At 49.9% G+C, this 14386-nt stretch carries 11 protein-coding genes and 3 rRNA genes; all 14 read left to right on the forward strand.

Features of this window, described 5'->3' with window-relative positions:
* Nucleotides 1–212 precede the first annotated feature (212 nt).
* The 14 genes from HUG15_RS00450 (at nucleotide 213) to HUG15_RS00515 (ending at nucleotide 14381) form a co-directional block, all read left to right on the forward strand.
* Nucleotides 213–1094, forward strand: coding sequence for an Rpn family recombination-promoting nuclease/putative transposase (locus HUG15_RS00450; protein WP_211202313.1), 882 nt, complete (start codon nucleotides 213–215; stop codon nucleotides 1092–1094).
* A gap of 319 nt (nucleotides 1095–1413) precedes the next feature.
* Nucleotides 1414–3156, forward strand: a complete 1743-nt coding sequence (dnaX, locus tag HUG15_RS00455; protein WP_200126262.1) for a DNA polymerase III subunit gamma/tau — start codon at nucleotides 1414–1416, stop codon at nucleotides 3154–3156.
* Nucleotides 3153–3467 carry a YbaB/EbfC family nucleoid-associated protein gene (locus tag HUG15_RS00460; RefSeq protein ID WP_200126264.1) on the forward strand — a complete coding sequence of 105 codons (315 nt, stop codon included), beginning with the start codon at nucleotides 3153–3155 and terminating at the stop codon, nucleotides 3465–3467. Before dnaX ends, HUG15_RS00460 begins: the two co-directional genes overlap by 4 nt.
* Before the next feature lie 12 nt (nucleotides 3468–3479).
* The gene (recR, locus tag HUG15_RS00465; protein WP_200126266.1) at nucleotides 3480–4076 is read left to right on the forward strand and encodes a recombination mediator RecR; all 597 of its coding nucleotides are present in this window, start codon (nucleotides 3480–3482) and stop codon (nucleotides 4074–4076) included.
* Between the two features lies 1 nt (nucleotide 4077).
* Nucleotides 4078–4290, forward strand: a complete 213-nt coding sequence (locus HUG15_RS00470) for a YaaL family protein (RefSeq protein WP_200126268.1) — start codon at nucleotides 4078–4080, stop codon at nucleotides 4288–4290.
* Between the two features lie 92 nt (nucleotides 4291–4382).
* Complete coding sequence (locus tag HUG15_RS00475) at nucleotides 4383–4658, forward strand: pro-sigmaK processing inhibitor BofA family protein (RefSeq protein WP_200126270.1); 276 nt, start codon at nucleotides 4383–4385, stop codon at nucleotides 4656–4658.
* Nucleotides 4659–5009: 351 nt separating this feature from the next.
* Nucleotides 5010–6566: ribosomal RNA gene (locus HUG15_RS00480) — 16S ribosomal RNA — on the forward strand.
* A gap of 196 nt (nucleotides 6567–6762) precedes the next feature.
* A 23S ribosomal RNA gene (locus HUG15_RS00485) occupies nucleotides 6763–9698 on the forward strand.
* A 69-nt stretch (nucleotides 9699–9767) separates the two neighbouring features.
* Nucleotides 9768–9884, forward strand: a 5S ribosomal RNA gene (rrf, locus tag HUG15_RS00490).
* Together the 16S, 23S and 5S rRNA genes form the textbook arrangement of a ribosomal RNA operon.
* A 549-nt stretch (nucleotides 9885–10433) precedes the next feature.
* A complete protein-coding gene (locus tag HUG15_RS00495) occupies nucleotides 10434–10565 on the forward strand; it encodes a transposase (RefSeq protein ID WP_246516448.1) in 132 nt (43 codons plus the stop codon).
* Between the two features lie 654 nt (nucleotides 10566–11219).
* On the forward strand, nucleotides 11220–11420 hold the full coding sequence (locus tag HUG15_RS00500) for a sigma factor G inhibitor Gin (protein ID WP_200126272.1): 201 nt from the start codon (nucleotides 11220–11222) through the stop codon (nucleotides 11418–11420).
* Nucleotides 11421–11587: 167 nt separating this feature from the next.
* Nucleotides 11588–12994, forward strand: coding sequence for an aminotransferase class I/II-fold pyridoxal phosphate-dependent enzyme (locus HUG15_RS00505; RefSeq protein WP_200126274.1), 1407 nt, complete (start codon nucleotides 11588–11590; stop codon nucleotides 12992–12994).
* Nucleotide 12995: 1 nt separating this feature from the next.
* Nucleotides 12996–13622, forward strand: a complete 627-nt coding sequence (gene tmk / locus HUG15_RS00510; RefSeq protein ID WP_200126276.1) for a dTMP kinase — start codon at nucleotides 12996–12998, stop codon at nucleotides 13620–13622.
* Nucleotides 13623–14051: 429 nt separating this feature from the next.
* Nucleotides 14052–14381: a cyclic-di-AMP receptor gene (locus tag HUG15_RS00515; RefSeq protein WP_200086711.1), complete on the forward strand. Its 330-nt coding sequence runs from the start codon at nucleotides 14052–14054 to the stop codon at nucleotides 14379–14381.
* Nucleotides 14382–14386: the final 5 nt, after the last annotated feature.

Below are 14386 nucleotides of genomic sequence, written 5' to 3' on the forward strand. Positions count from 1 at the left end.
TGCCAACAATGTGAAGGGGAGATGTATCCGGAGTATTATAAAGGCGTTCATGGTTATGAGTACCGGCTATCGGACAAGCAGTGATCATGACAAGGACCTAGCTTGGGCGGTTTTCCCAAGCTAGGTTTTTCTTATCACCTAAATAAAAAATAAGTATCCGTCCAGCTTTTTATGGTAAAATGAACATAAGGAAACCCGGGGCGGTGAAAATAATGGCGTACAATCGCTTAAAACCCAAGAATGATTTTATTTTCAAACGATTGTTTGGAGAACAAGAAACGAAGGAAAGCTTGATATCCCTTCTGAACGCCATCATGCGATTAGAAGGAATCGATCAGATTGTTGATTTGACGGTGATTGAGAATAAAGAGTTGCTCAAAGAAAATTTAGATGACAAGACGGGTCGATTGGATGTACGTGCTGAAACAAAAGATGCCATGTTGATTGATGTAGAGGTTCAGCTAAGAAATCAAAAAAATATGGTAAATCGAACCTTGTATTATCTGGCCAAAATGTACACGCAATCCATTAGTGAAGGTCAGGATTACACAAAACTAAAGAAAACCGTTACGATTAACATTCTTGATTTTAACCTTTTCATGTTCGAACGTTTTCACAGTACCTTTCATTTCTACGAAGATCATGAAGAAGCTATGCTTTTGACTGATGCTTTGGAGGTTCACTTCGTGGAGTACCCTAAATTCAAAAAGATGAAGAAATCACTCGAAGATCCCCTTCATCGTTGGTTGCTATTTCTCGATGAAAGTTTACAAGAAAATGAAAGAAAGGAGTTAATTGAAATGGATCCTGTTATTCGAAAGGCTGAAGAAAGATTGGAGTGGCTTAGTGGTGACGCCGAAACCCGTCAGCTTTATGAGGCTCGGAAGGAATCCATGCTTGAGCGAAATACCATAATCGCGGAAGGCAGGGAAGAAGGCAGGGAAGAAGGCAGGGAAGAAGGCAGGGAAGAAGAAAGGATTGCTACAGTAAATCATTTGCATAGAAAGGGTCATAGACCCGAGGACATTTCTGAGCTGATGGACTTGGAAGTTGAGTGGATAAAATCTGTTCTCGATACAACGGAAAATTTTTAAAAAAAATCATTAATGAACAGACGTTTGAAATTGTATGAGTAGCTAACCCTTTTTTACGTGCGCGCGTATCCTGCTGAACCGATGCCAGGGAATGCTTGGAATGGCTGAGCGGTGACGAAGACCGATGTTGGAGGGCAACAGCTTGATCGCCGAGGGTGAGGGAAAGAGGGGGCGCGCCTGGTCAAAAAATTGCTGGGACAGTGCGTCAAGAGAGGGCTTACAATACGCCCTTTTTTGTTTTGAAAAAAAGCAGCGAAAAACGTATAATAAAAGAAGTTATGATCGTTGGATTTAGCGAATAAACCAAGGAGGGCTTTTGTTGAGTTATCAAGCGCTTTATCGTGTCTGGCGCCCGCAGCGTCTGGAGGATGTTGCCGGTCAAAATCACATTACGCAAACACTGCAAAATGCGCTTCGCCAGCAAAAATTCGCCCATGCCTATTTATTCAGCGGTCCGCGGGGCACGGGGAAGACGAGCGCTGCCAAGATTGTCGCGAAGGCCGTGAACTGTGTGCATGCCCCGGTAGCCGAGCCGTGCAATGAATGTGACGCATGCCTCGGGATACAGACAGGATCTGTCGTCGATGTGATTGAAATTGATGCAGCTTCCAACAATGGGGTCGACGAAATTCGTTACATACGCGATAACGTCATTGCCGCACCGCGCGATGTACGTTATAAAGTGTACATCATCGATGAAGTGCATATGCTTTCGACCGGTGCCTTTAACGCTTTGTTAAAAACATTGGAAGAGCCTCCCGCCCATGTTGTTTTTATTTTGGCTACGACAGAAGCTCACAAAATTCCGCTTACAATCGTTTCCCGTTGCCAACGCTTTGATTTTAAGCGAATCAGCGGGGAGACCCTTGTGGCACGAATGAAAGAGGTTATCGCCGAGGGAGAGATCGAGGTAGAGGATGATGCCCTTCATTTTATCTCCCGCGCGGCCGAAGGTGGGATGCGGGATGCATTGAGCCTGCTTGATCAGGCGATTTCCTTTGCAGACACGAAAGTCACCGCTTCTGACATCCAAGCGATAACGGGGGCTGTTTCCCAATCGTTCCTCGCTTCCGCAATAACGTCATTGATCGATGGGGATGCACGAAAAGCCGTGCAATCAGCAGATACGTTGATACGGGAAGGTAAAGATCCGTTGCGTTTTATGGAGGACGTCATCCATTATCTACGTGATTTATTGCTTTTTCAGACGGCTCCCGATGTGGAGGAGCTCTTGGACCGTGTACAGGTTGATGATGCGTTTCGTTCCCTTGCGGATAAAATAGAACCGGATTGGGCCTATCAAACGATTGATGTGCTTCATGATGAATTGCGGGAAATGAAAGGGTCGTCGCACCCGAAAATTTTTCTGGAAATGGCTTTTATTCACATTTGCCAGGGAGATGCCGGGCCGCAGGAAAATGCTTCGGCAGGCAATCAACAGGTGCAACAGTTAATGGAACAAGTCCAAAACCTTGAAGCAAAAATCCGCACCTTGGAAGAAGGGCAAGCGGCACAAGCTTCGCCCCGGGAAGAAGATGCTCCCCGTCAAGCCGCCCCGCGAGAAAAACCGAGACCTTCACCAAGCTCTTCAAACGGTGCAGGGGTGAGACAAGCCCAACAGTTGCTTGAGCAAGCTTCGAAGGATGAGCGGGTGAAAGTTGAATCACGGTGGGCGGAAACATTGCAAACGCTGAAAAAAGAAAGTGTACCCGCGCATGCGTGGTTGAATGACGCGCAGCCGGTAGCGGCGACGACGGACGCGGTGCTCCTCGTTTTTCGCAACGAAATGCACCGCGGCATGATTGCCGATAAATTTAAAGCATTGACAGAGCACGCCATTGCGGCTAATAATGACCATAGTTATCATATCTTGACGTTGCTCAAGCAAGACTGGGACCAACTAAAGGAAGCTTATCGAGGAAAATCTCAGCAAGCGGCAACGAAGGAGACGCCGACGGAAGCAAACGAAGAGGATCCCTTGATCACCGAGGCGAAGAAACTTGTCGGCTCTGAGTTGGTGGAAGTCGTGGACGATTCGAATATCGAGGAGGAAGACAAATGAAAAATATGGGCAACATGATGAAACAAATGCAGAAGATGCAAAAACAAATGCAGCAAGCACAAGAGGAACTGAAAGAAAAAACCGTAGAAGCGACCGCAGGCGGTGGTGCAGTGAAAATCGTTGCCTCAGGCGACAAGCGTATCACAGATGTTGAAATCGATGAAGAAGTCGTTGATCCTGAAGATGTTGATATGCTTCAAGATTTAGTTTTAGCTGCCATTAACGAGGTTATGGGCAAGGTAGATGAACTGGTGGAACAAGACATGGGCCAGTTAACGAAAGGGATGAACTTGCCACCTGGAATGTTTTAGGAGGATTGACGCGTGCAATATCCTGCCCCGATATCAAAACTGATCGACGGCTTCATGAAATTGCCGGGCATTGGCCCGAAAACCGCGAGCCGTCTGGCTTTTTATGTACTCAATATGAAGGAGGACGATGTGCTTGATTTCGCAAAAGCGCTCGTTAATGCGAAACGCGATTTAACGCATTGTTCTTCTTGTTTTTATATCACGGATCAAGATCCTTGCATGATCTGTGACGACAGCCATCGCGATCGTTCCGTTATTTGTGTCGTCGAAGATTCCAAGGACGTCATGGCTATGGAAAAAATGCAGGAATACAACGGACTGTATCATGTGTTACACGGGGCTATTTCCCCGATGGATGGGGTTGGTCCCGAAGATATTCATATCCCGGAATTGATTAAACGGCTGCAAGATGAAACTGTCCAAGAAGTGATAATCGCTTCAAATCCCTCCATTGAAGGGGAAGCGACAGCCATGTATTTATCCCGTATGATAAAACCGACGGGGATACGCGTTACGCGCCTTGCCCACGGGCTTCCGGTCGGCGGGGACTTGGAATATGCCGACGAAGTCACGCTCTCCCGTGCAGTGGAAGGAAGGCGTGAACTGTAGGATGGCAAAAAAGCAAAAAATAAGAAAAAGAGAAGAAGCCCGTCTTTATCAACTTATCGACCGTCAAAAACAAAAGTATTTCCGCCAAAAAAGTTTATTGGAAAGAAGCATCGATCCAAGTGAAGATGTGCGGCTCCAATTGAAAATGGAAGAGGCGAAATATCGTTTTTTATTGCGGGAAGCCCGCTTGTTAAACGAGCGCACGAAATTATAAAAAAGACTTGCCACGTTTTAGGCAAGTCTTTTTGTGTCCAAGCATATGGATCAATTAAAAGGATTTGATCTAATGCGAGGGAGGTGATAGGTGTGGATCCGGTTCTTATTGTGGCAGCGATCGGGCTCGGAATCTTTATATTGATGTTTCTCGGCCTTCCGTTGAAGTCGTTTAAATGGGTGGGGAACGGTGTTGTACGAATTATGATAGGTGCCCTTGCGCTGTTTTTAATTAACTTATTCGGTAATTTTATGGGATTGCATATGCCGATTAACCTTTTTACTTCCGCAGTTACCGGAATTTTAGGGCTCCCCGGCGTCCTCATGTTGTTTGCCGTACATTTTATAGTACTGCCGGGTGGAATGTAGACGGTGATTCGCCGTCTTTTTTGTAATTAAAATGAACGGTTGACACTTTCTATAATGAAGTGATAGCATTTCAACAGTCGACGCAATCAGCTAGGTCATTTTGCGTATAAAAAATAATCGAATCAACGGTTGACGTAATGGTTGTGCGATGATATATTAATAAAGTCGCTTTGAAAGGCGATGAAAAATGCTTCTTGACACAAAAGACGGCATTCGATATAATAAATAGGTCGCTTTAAACAGCGGCATCAACATTTGCCCATTGAAAACTGAATGAAAGCCAAGCGAACGAAAGAAAGAAGCAAGGAGTCAGCGCTTTGCCCACCCCCGTGAGCGAAGCGGAACTTAACATTTATGGAGAGTTTGATCCTGGCTCAGGACGAACGCTGGCGGCGTGCCTAATACATGCAAGTCGAGCGGGCCACCGGAGGTGCTTGCACCTCCGGCTGGTCAGCGGCGGACGGGTGAGTAACACGTGGGCAACCTGCCTTTGAGTTTGGGATAACACCGGGAAACCGGTGCTAATACCAAATCGATCCTTACTCGCGCCTGCGAGCGAGGAGAAAGACGGTCAATGGCCGTCGCTCAAAGAGGGGCCCGCGGCGCATTAGCTGGTTGGTGGGGTAAGGGCCTACCAAGGCGACGATGCGTTGCCGACCTGAGAGGGTGATCGGCCACACTGGGACTGAGACACGGCCCAGACTCCTGCGGGAGGCAGCAGTAGGGAATCATCCGCAATGGGCGCAAGCCTGACGGTGCAACGCCGCGTGAGTGAGGAAGGTTTTCGGATCGTAAAGCTCTGTTGTGAGGGAAGAACAGCTTTTGGAGGAAATGCCAAGGGTTTGCCGGTACCTCACCAGAAAGCCACGGCTAACTACGTGCCAGCAGCCGCGGTAATACGTAGGTGGCAAGCGTTGTCCGGAATTATTGGGCGTAAAGGGCACGCAGGCGGTGAGGCAAGTCTGATGTGAAAGGCCGGCGCTTAACGCCGGAATGGCATTGGAAACTGCCTGACTTGAGTACAGAAGAGGAGAGTGGAATTCCACGTGTAGCGGTGAAATGCGTAGAGATGTGGAGGAACACCAGTGGCGAAGGCGACTCTCTGGTCTGTGACTGACGCTGAGGTGCGAAAGCGTGGGGAGCGAACAGGATTAGATACCCTGGTAGTCCACGCCGTAAACGATGAGTGCTAGGTGTTAGGGGTTTCGATACCCGTAGTGCCGAAGCAAACGCAATAAGCACTCCGCCTGGGGAGTACGACCGCAAGGTTGAAACTCAAAGGAATTGACGGGGGCCCGCACAAGCGGTGGAGCATGTGGTTTAATTCGAAGCAACGCGAAGAACCTTACCAGGCCTTGACATCCTCTGACCGCCTTGGAGACAAGGTATCCCTTTTGGGCAGAGAGACAGGTGGTGCATGGTTGTCGTCAGCTCGTGTCGTGAGATGTTGGGTTAAGTCCCGTAACGAGCGCAACCCTTGAATGTCGTTGCCAGCATTAAGTTGGGCACTCGACATTGACTGCCGGTGACAAACCGGAGGAAGGCGGGGATGACGTCAAATCATCATGCCCCTTATGGCCTGGGCGACACACGTGCTACAATGGACGGTACAACGGGCAGCGAAGCCGCGAGGTGGAGCCAATCCCCAAAAAAGCCGTTCTCAGTTCGGATTGCAGGCTGCAACCCGCCTGCATGAAGCTGGAATCGCTAGTAATCGCGGATCAGCATGCCGCGGTGAATACGTTCCCGGGCCTTGTACACACCGCCCGTCACACCACGAGAGCCGGCAACACCCGAAGTCGGTGAGCGAACCCTTATGGGACGCAGCCGCCGAAGGTGGGGCCGGTGATTGGGGTGAAGTCGTAACAAGGTATCCCTACCGGAAGGTGGGGATGGATCACCTCCTTTCTAAGGAGCACCACGGCCCCTCGGTGAAGGGGCCGGAGGCCAAGCGCTTAGGCTTTCATTCAGTTTTGAGCGGGCAACTGCTCAAGTGGGAAAGGCGTTCTTTGAAAACTGAATAACGCGATAAAGCTTGAAACGACACACACCGGGTGTCAAAAAGAAACGAGCGTTTCTTGGAAGAAAGGCCCATGCCTTGTGTGGTTAAACAAGGAAGGGCGCACGGTGGATGCCTTGGCACTAGGCGCCGATGAAGGACGGGACGAACACCGAAATGCTTCGGGGAGCTGTAAGTATGCTTGGATCCGGAGATGTCCGAATGGGGGAACCCCTTCTCCGTCATGGGAGAAGATCATCTGCCCAAAGGATTAAGCAGATGAAGGCAGACCCGGCGAACTGAAACATCTTAGTAGCCGGAGGAAGAGAAAGCAAACGCGATTTCCTGAGTAGCGGCGAGCGAAACGGAAGCGAGCCCAAACCGGACGGCTAGCCCGTCCGGGGTTGTAGGACACGCCATACGGAGTAAGAAAGGGGCAGTGTAGCGGAAGCGACTTGGAACGGTCCGCCACAGAAGGTAAGCGCCCTGTACGCGAAACACAGCCCTCTCCGGCGTGGATCCTGAGTACGGCGGGTCACGAGCAACCCCGTCGGAAGCAGGGAGGCCCATCTCCCAAGGCTAAATACGACCTAGTGACCGATAGTGAACCAGTACCGTGAGGGAAAGGTGAAAAGCACCCCGGGAGGGGAGTGAAAGAGAACCTGAAACCGTGTGCCTACAGGTGGTCAGAGCCCATTCAAGGGTGATGGCGTGCCTTTTGTAGAATGAACCGGCGAGTGACGATGGCGTGCGAGGTTAAGTTGAAGAGACGGAGCCGCAGCGAAAGCGAGTCTGAAAGGGGCGTATGGAGTACGTCGTCGTCGACCCGAAACCGTGTGATCTACCCATGTCCAGGGTGAAGGTCGGGTAACACCGACTGGAGGCCCGAACCCACGTAAGTTGAAAATTACGGGGATGAGGGGTGGGTAGGGGTGAAATGCCAATCGAACACGGAGATAGCTGGTTCTCCCCGAAATAGCTTTAGGGCTAGCCTCGGATGAGAGAGTCCTGGAGGTAGAGCACGGATTGGATGAGGGGTCCCCACAGGATTACCGAGTTCAGTCAAACTCCGAATGCCAGCGACTTGTTCTCCGGGAGTCAGACGGCGAGTGCTAAGATCCGTCGTCAAGAGGGAAACAACCCAGACCACCGGCTAAGGTCCCCAAGTATGGATTAAGTGGGAAAGGATGTGGCGTTGCTTAGACAACCAGGATGTTGGCTTAGAAGCAGCCATCATTGAAAGAGTGCGTAATAGCTCACTGGTCGAGTGACGCTGCGCCGAAAATGTACCGGGGCTAAATCCATCACCGAAGCCGTGGCCCGGCGCTCAACACGTTGAGTGCCGGGGGTAGGGGAGCGTTCTGTGTGCGGGGAAGGTCGACCGAGAGGACGGCTGGAGCGCACAGAAGTGAGAATGCCGGTATGAGTAGCGAAAAGAAGGGTGAGAATCCCTTCCGTCGAAAACCTAAGGTTTCCTGAGGAAGGTTCGTCCGCTCAGGGTTAGTCGGGACCTAAGCCGAGGCCGAAAGGCGTAGGCGATGGATAACTGGTGGAAAGTCCAGTACCACCGATGGCTGTTGGACCGAAGGGGGGACGCAGAAAGGTAGGGCGAGCGTGCTGCTGGAGTAGCACGTCGAAGCGACCGAGGCTGTTGGGCAGGCAAATCCGCCCAACGCGAAGGCTGAGGCGTGAGCGCGAGGGAATTAAAGTACCGAAGTCCCTGATCCTCCGCTGCCGAGAAAAGCCTCTAGGAAGGCCATGGGTGCCCGTACCGCAAACCGACACAGGTAGGTGGGATGAGAATTCTAAGACGCGCGGGATAACTCTCGTTAAGGAACTCGGCAAAATGACCCCGTAACTTCGGGAGAAGGGGTGCTCTTGCGGGTGATGAGCCCGCGGGAGCCGCAGTGACAAGGCCCAAGCGACTGTTTACCAAAAACACAGGTCTCTGCGAAGTCGAAAGACGATGTATAGGGGCTGACACCTGCCCGGTGCTGGAAGGTTAAGAGGAGGCGTTAGCCGAGAGGCGAAGCGTCGAATTGAAGCCCCAGTAAACGGCGGCCGTAACTATAACGGTCCTAAGGTAGCGAAATTCCTTGTCGGGTAAGTTCCGACCCGCACGAAAGGTGCAACGACTTGGGCACTGTCTCAACGAGAGACCCGGTGAAATTATATGACCTGTGAAGATGCAGGTCCCCCGCGACTGGACGGAAAGACCCCATGGAGCTTTACTGTAGCTTGATATTGGGTTTTGATATGGCTTGTACAGGATAGGCAGGAGCCTAGGAAGCCGGAGCGCTAGCTTCGGCGGAGGCGCTGGTGGGATACTGCCCTTGCGATATGAAAATCCTAACCTCGAACCGTGAGCCGGTTCAGGGACAGTGTCTGGTAGGCAGTTTGACTGGGGCGGTCGCCTCCTAAATGGTAACGGAGGCGCCCCAAGGTTCCCTCAGAATGGTTGGAAATCATTCGCAGCGTGCAAAGGCAGAAGGGAGCTTGACTGCGAGACATACAGGTCGAGCAGGGACGAAAGTCGGGCTTAGTGATCCGGCGGCCCCGCATGGAAGGGCCGTCGCTCAACGGATAAAAGCTACCCTGGGGATAACAGGCTAATCTCCCCCAAGAGTCCACATCGACGGGGAGGTTTGGCACCTCGATGTCGGCTCATCGCATCCTGGGGCTGAAGTCGGTCCCAAGGGTTGGGCTGTTCGCCCATTAAAGCGGTACGCGAGCTGGGTTCAGAACGTCGTGAGACAGTTCGGTCCCTATCCGTCGCGGGCGCAGGAAATTTGAGAGGAGCTGTCCTTAGTACGAGAGGACCGGGATGGACACACCGCTGGTGTACCAGTTGTTCCGCCAGGAGCATAGCTGGGTAGCTACGTGTGGATCGGATAAGTGCTGAAAGCATCTAAGCACGAAGCCGACCTCAAGATGAGATTTCCCGCGAGACCCCTTAAAGACGATAAGGTAGATAGGTCTGGTGTGGACGCGTGGCGACACGTGGAGCTGACAGATACTAATCGGTCAAACGGTTTATCCACCCATGGGTCACCCGGAAGCCGTCGGTCAAGCTTAAGCGTTATTCAGTTTTGGGAGAATGGCTCCCACGGTCAGGTGACGATAGCGAAGAGGCCCCACCCGTTCCCATGCCGAACACGGACGTTAAGCTCTTCAGCGCCGATGGTAATCGGGCGGCAACGCCCCGTGAGCGTAGGACGTCGCCTGGCAATGACAACCAAAAACACCCGCTTGTTCCTGAATCAGGAATAGGCGGGTGTTTTTTTGTTAAAGTGACAGATTATATGGCGAAAATGACAGATTCCGCGGCAAAAGTGACAGAATAATTGATCCTGTTTACGATACACATGCCGAGTTTAAAACGTTCTTAGTATGTAAGACTAACGATAGGCGACACAAAATCGATGCTGGGCACCTGTCATTGGTTGTTTTTTCCGTTTAGAGGTGCCATGAGCTGCTCATGACACCTATAGTTGGAATAAGCATCCTTTCACAGGTGTCATAAACGATTTATGGCACCTATGATTGGAGAAATTTCCCCTCTTAACGGTGTCATACTATTGATAAAGAAGTAGGGACGGTGATTGCAACCAGAACAATGGTAATAATGGCATAAATCATTTGATTTTTAGACCCATCAATGGGAAAGGTGAAACACGTCACGTTCAAAGCTTGACTATTAGAAAAACAATGGTGGAGCACTCGTAAGAATTAAACCTTATTATACCAGCTAAGATTGTTCAAGCTGTGGGAAGCGTGTGAAAAGGGCTCTGGCCGTTCGCGCGCATGTATGCAAGTCATGCGGGACCGTTTTAGACCGCGACCATAATGCGGCCATCAATATTGAAAAAGTTGGACTGGATCTTCTGGGTTTGTGTCCAATTGTATAAATACATGGTTTCCACTGTAGGGCAAGGTCCTGTCCGAGCAGTATAAAACAAAGCCCTGGGAGATGATGTAAGACTTGGTTCAATAGAACAAAGCTATCGTCCATGAATAGGGAAGCTCCACCAAAATCTTTGATTTAGGTGGAGAGGTTCACTACATTCAAACAGAAGGCCCAGTAACTGGTCAATTCTCCCTTGATCTTATCAAAATCCATGTTCCCCGATGCGTGTTCTCTTTCTTCAATTATATGAGTGCTGTGCACATGGACTGTTTCATTTGGTTCATTATTTAGTTGAACCTTCTGATCACAATGTTCACAAAAATTATCGCCCTGGCCTAACTCATAATCGCAAGAATGACATTTCATTGATGATGCCCTTTCAAAATTTCAATATTTTAAGTCCTATTAGAAAAACCTTAATATGATCCTAATATAATAAAATATTTACAAATAATGGATTTTAATTTAGCTTTTTTCTCACTTCTTTATGCTTAATCATTTCGAATAGCCGGGTCCATTTTTTTAAGCCAGGCACGATTTGGGCGTTTGCCCCATAAGATAACGTAAGCTCCAGTTCATTCGGCCTCTAAGTTGTATAGTTTCTATAAAAATAGGAAACACTAAAAAGGAAATGATTGTGTAGGGGGGAAACGGAATGTATAAGAGAGCGACAGGAGTGGAAAGTTGCGGGGTATGTAGTCAGGAAAGCGAAAAAGGATTCTTTTTACTTTCCATGTGGATTTGTCTCTCATGCGAGCGAAAAATGGTAGAATTGGATGTGGAGGACCCAAGCTATGCTTGGTATATTGACCGATTGCGCGGGAGCAAGGTCAATCATCGTATGTTATCTCACTAAATCCTTGTTATAATAAAGTGAAACTTCCATCAGAGGGGGTTTTCCTCTGATGGTTAGTTGAACGAATCGGGGTGTTAGTCGCCCGTTAACTCCCGCTTACGGGGTTGAAGCGGGAGTTTTACGGGCGCTTACCACCGGGATAAAAGAAAAAAGGAATGGAGTCATATATGAACGGGAATTGTCCGCTCTTTGAGCGGTTGTGCTCCCATGCTCAACGTGCTCCCCTATCGATGCATGTGCCTGGACACAAAAACGGAAGCTTATTGCCGGCGCCGTATGCGGCTTATTTTGAGCGAATCATGCGCCTCGACCAAACGGAATTGCCGGGGCTTGATGATTTGCACGCGCCGTCGGGGGCAATATTGGAAGCAGAGGAGTTAGCAGCGGCCCAATACGGTTGTGCCCGCACCTTGTTTCTCGTCGGAGGTTCAACGGTCGGCAATTTGGCGATGTTGCTTGCTTTTTTTCAAAGAGGGGAAAAAGTGTTGGTGCAACGGGATGTGCATCATTCGGTGATTCATGGCCTGGAGTTGGCAGGTGTGCATGCCGTTTTTATTGCTCCGGAGGTTGACGTTGAATCGGGATTGGCTACCGGGGTTTCTGAAGCGACGGTCGCTTATGGATTTGAATGTTATCCGGAGGCTAAAGGGTTGGTACTGTCTTCCCCAAGTTATTACGGGTATGTAGGGGAATTGGAAGCAGCCATTGCCGTTGCAAAAAGATACAGTGCGGATGTGCTCGTGGATGAGGCGCACGGGGCCCATCTTCATATCGATCTGCATTTCCCTGCCTCGGCGTTGCAAGTGGGGGCTGACGCGGTTGTGCAATCGGCGCACAAAACATTGCCTGCTCTTACGATGGGCGCTTTTTTGCATTTGCGGTCCGCGGCTGATGAAGCGCGTTGCCGTTATTGGTTGCAACGATTGCAAACGAGCAGCCCTTCTTATCCAATCCTTGCTTCCCTTGATATGGCCCGTGATTATAACGAATCCTTGATCGGCGAAAACATTGTCGGGAAATTGCATGCGTTTCACCGAACATTGGAGGAATTATGTCCGGGTGTCCGTGTGAGAAACGACGATCCTTTAAAATTAATCTTACGGGCGCCTGACGGATGGAACGGATGGGAATGGGAGAAACATTTACATAAAGAACACATTTATGCTGAATTAAGTGACAGGAACCACGTCTTGCTCGTCCTTCCGTTGGCTCATCCTGAAAACTGGGAAAGGGCGCTCCTTCCTAAGCTGGTTTCTTTTTACAAAGGAAAAAAATTAAAGCGAACGTACGCGCTTGCATACCCGCCGTATCCAAAGGTTGCGGAGCATTCTTTTGCGGACGGGTGGGGGGAGCAAGCACCGTCGGAATTCGTTTCCATTCAGGAAGCGGAAGGAAGGGTAATAGCTGAGGATGTTGTCCCTTATCCGCCCGGGATTCCGCTTTGGATGGCGGGAGAGGTGGTTGACAGGGCGCGTTTACAATTTCTTCAGCATTGGTTGTCATCCGGAGGACGCGTGCAGGCAATGTCGCACATACAGGATGGATTTTTGCTCGTTAGAAAAGAGGTCATTTAGGATGGATAGAGGAACGTTTATCACGTTTGAAGGCGGGGAAGGTTCAGGGAAAACAACGGTGATTCCGCGAATCGCTTCACGATTGGAGGCGGATGGGTTTGAAACACTCGTGTCCAGGGAGCCGGGGGGCGTGTCGAGTGCCGAGAAAATACGTAATTTGTTGTTGGGCGACGAGGACGAGGGGCTCGATCGTTACACGGAAGTTTTGTTGTTTGCGGCTGCCCGTCGCCAACATTTGGTGGAAAAAATTATTCCTGCTTTGGCGGACGGAAAAATCGTTCTCTGTGATCGCTATCTCGATAGCAGTTTAGTTTATCAAGGTTACGCGAGTGGTGTCGGGGTAGAACAAGTACGGGAAATCAATTTGTTTGCGGTTCAAAACTGGTTGCCGGACCGCACGTTTTTCTTGGATATTCCGATTGATGTTGGTTTGGCACGAATTGCGCAAAATGCTCGCGAAGAAAACCGCTTGGACCAAAAGGGGCGGGCGTTTCATGAGCAGGTGCGCGACGGGTATCATTTTCTTGTTGAGGAAGCGAAAGAGCGGTTTCGGATGATTAACGCAGATGCGAGTATCGCTCATGTCGAAGAGGAAATATATGCATCCATCCGGGAAATGTTCGTTTAGCTGATTGGGGGGCGTGCAAAGAAGATCGTTAGGGTCTGATCAAGTGACCGTTCATGGCGACCGAAATCGGAGCGGCACGGCGTTTACGGGTTTCATGACCCATTCATGGCGCCCGAAACTGAGGCGATGCGACGATTTCGGTCCACATGCCCCGTTCATGGCGCCCGAAACCAGAGCGGCACGGCGTTTACGGGCTCCATGACCCGTTTATGGAGCCCGAAACTGGCGTGGAGGGACGATTTCAGGCCTCATGATCGTGCCGTACCCTGGGCAGAACGGTGTTTTCGGACTCCATGTCCAATGAACGCCATCAGCCCCCGTTATTTTAAAAAAAGAACGATTTTCCGGTATGTTACACTGGTGTTACGAACTTGCATATCGTATGATAAAAGAAAAATCGATTCATATCCCTAAGGGAGGGTTGCTGCCATGAAATTAATTATTGCTGTTGTTCAAGATAAAGATAGCAATCGCCTATCGACGGCTCTTGTGGAGAATGATTACCGTGCGACGAAATTGGCGTCTACCGGTGGTTTTTTGAGGGCAGGGAACACGACGTTTTTAATCGGTGTCGAGAATGAACAAGTGGCTGATGTGCTGGATATCATTAAAGAAAACTGTGAAAGCCGTGAACAGTTGGTCGCTCCTGTCTCCCCGATGGGCGGAAATGCAGATTCTTATGTTCCTTATCCTGTTGAAGTGCAGGTAGGGGGAGCGACTGTGTTTGTCGTCGATGTGGAGCAGTTTGAACAATTTTAAAATGG

It is taken from the genome of Salicibibacter cibarius, from assembly GCF_016495725.1.
Lineage (GTDB): Bacteria > Bacillota > Bacilli > Bacillales > Marinococcaceae > Salicibibacter > Salicibibacter cibarius.

Coding starts and splice junctions, on each gene's coding strand:
- tmk (WP_200126276.1), top strand. CDS start 12,996: ATGGATAGAGGAACGTTTATCACGTTTGAAGGCGGGGAAGGTTCAGGG.
- HUG15_RS00505 (WP_200126274.1), top strand. CDS start 11,588: ATGAACGGGAATTGTCCGCTCTTTGAGCGGTTGTGCTCCCATGCTCAA.
- HUG15_RS00450 (WP_211202313.1), top strand. CDS start 213: ATGGCGTACAATCGCTTAAAACCCAAGAATGATTTTATTTTCAAACGA.
- HUG15_RS00470 (WP_200126268.1), top strand. CDS start 4,078: ATGGCAAAAAAGCAAAAAATAAGAAAAAGAGAAGAAGCCCGTCTTTAT.
- HUG15_RS00500 (WP_200126272.1), top strand. CDS start 11,220: ATGTATAAGAGAGCGACAGGAGTGGAAAGTTGCGGGGTATGTAGTCAG.
- HUG15_RS00515 (WP_200086711.1), top strand. CDS start 14,052: ATGAAATTAATTATTGCTGTTGTTCAAGATAAAGATAGCAATCGCCTA.
- HUG15_RS00460 (WP_200126264.1), top strand. CDS start 3,153: ATGAAAAATATGGGCAACATGATGAAACAAATGCAGAAGATGCAAAAA.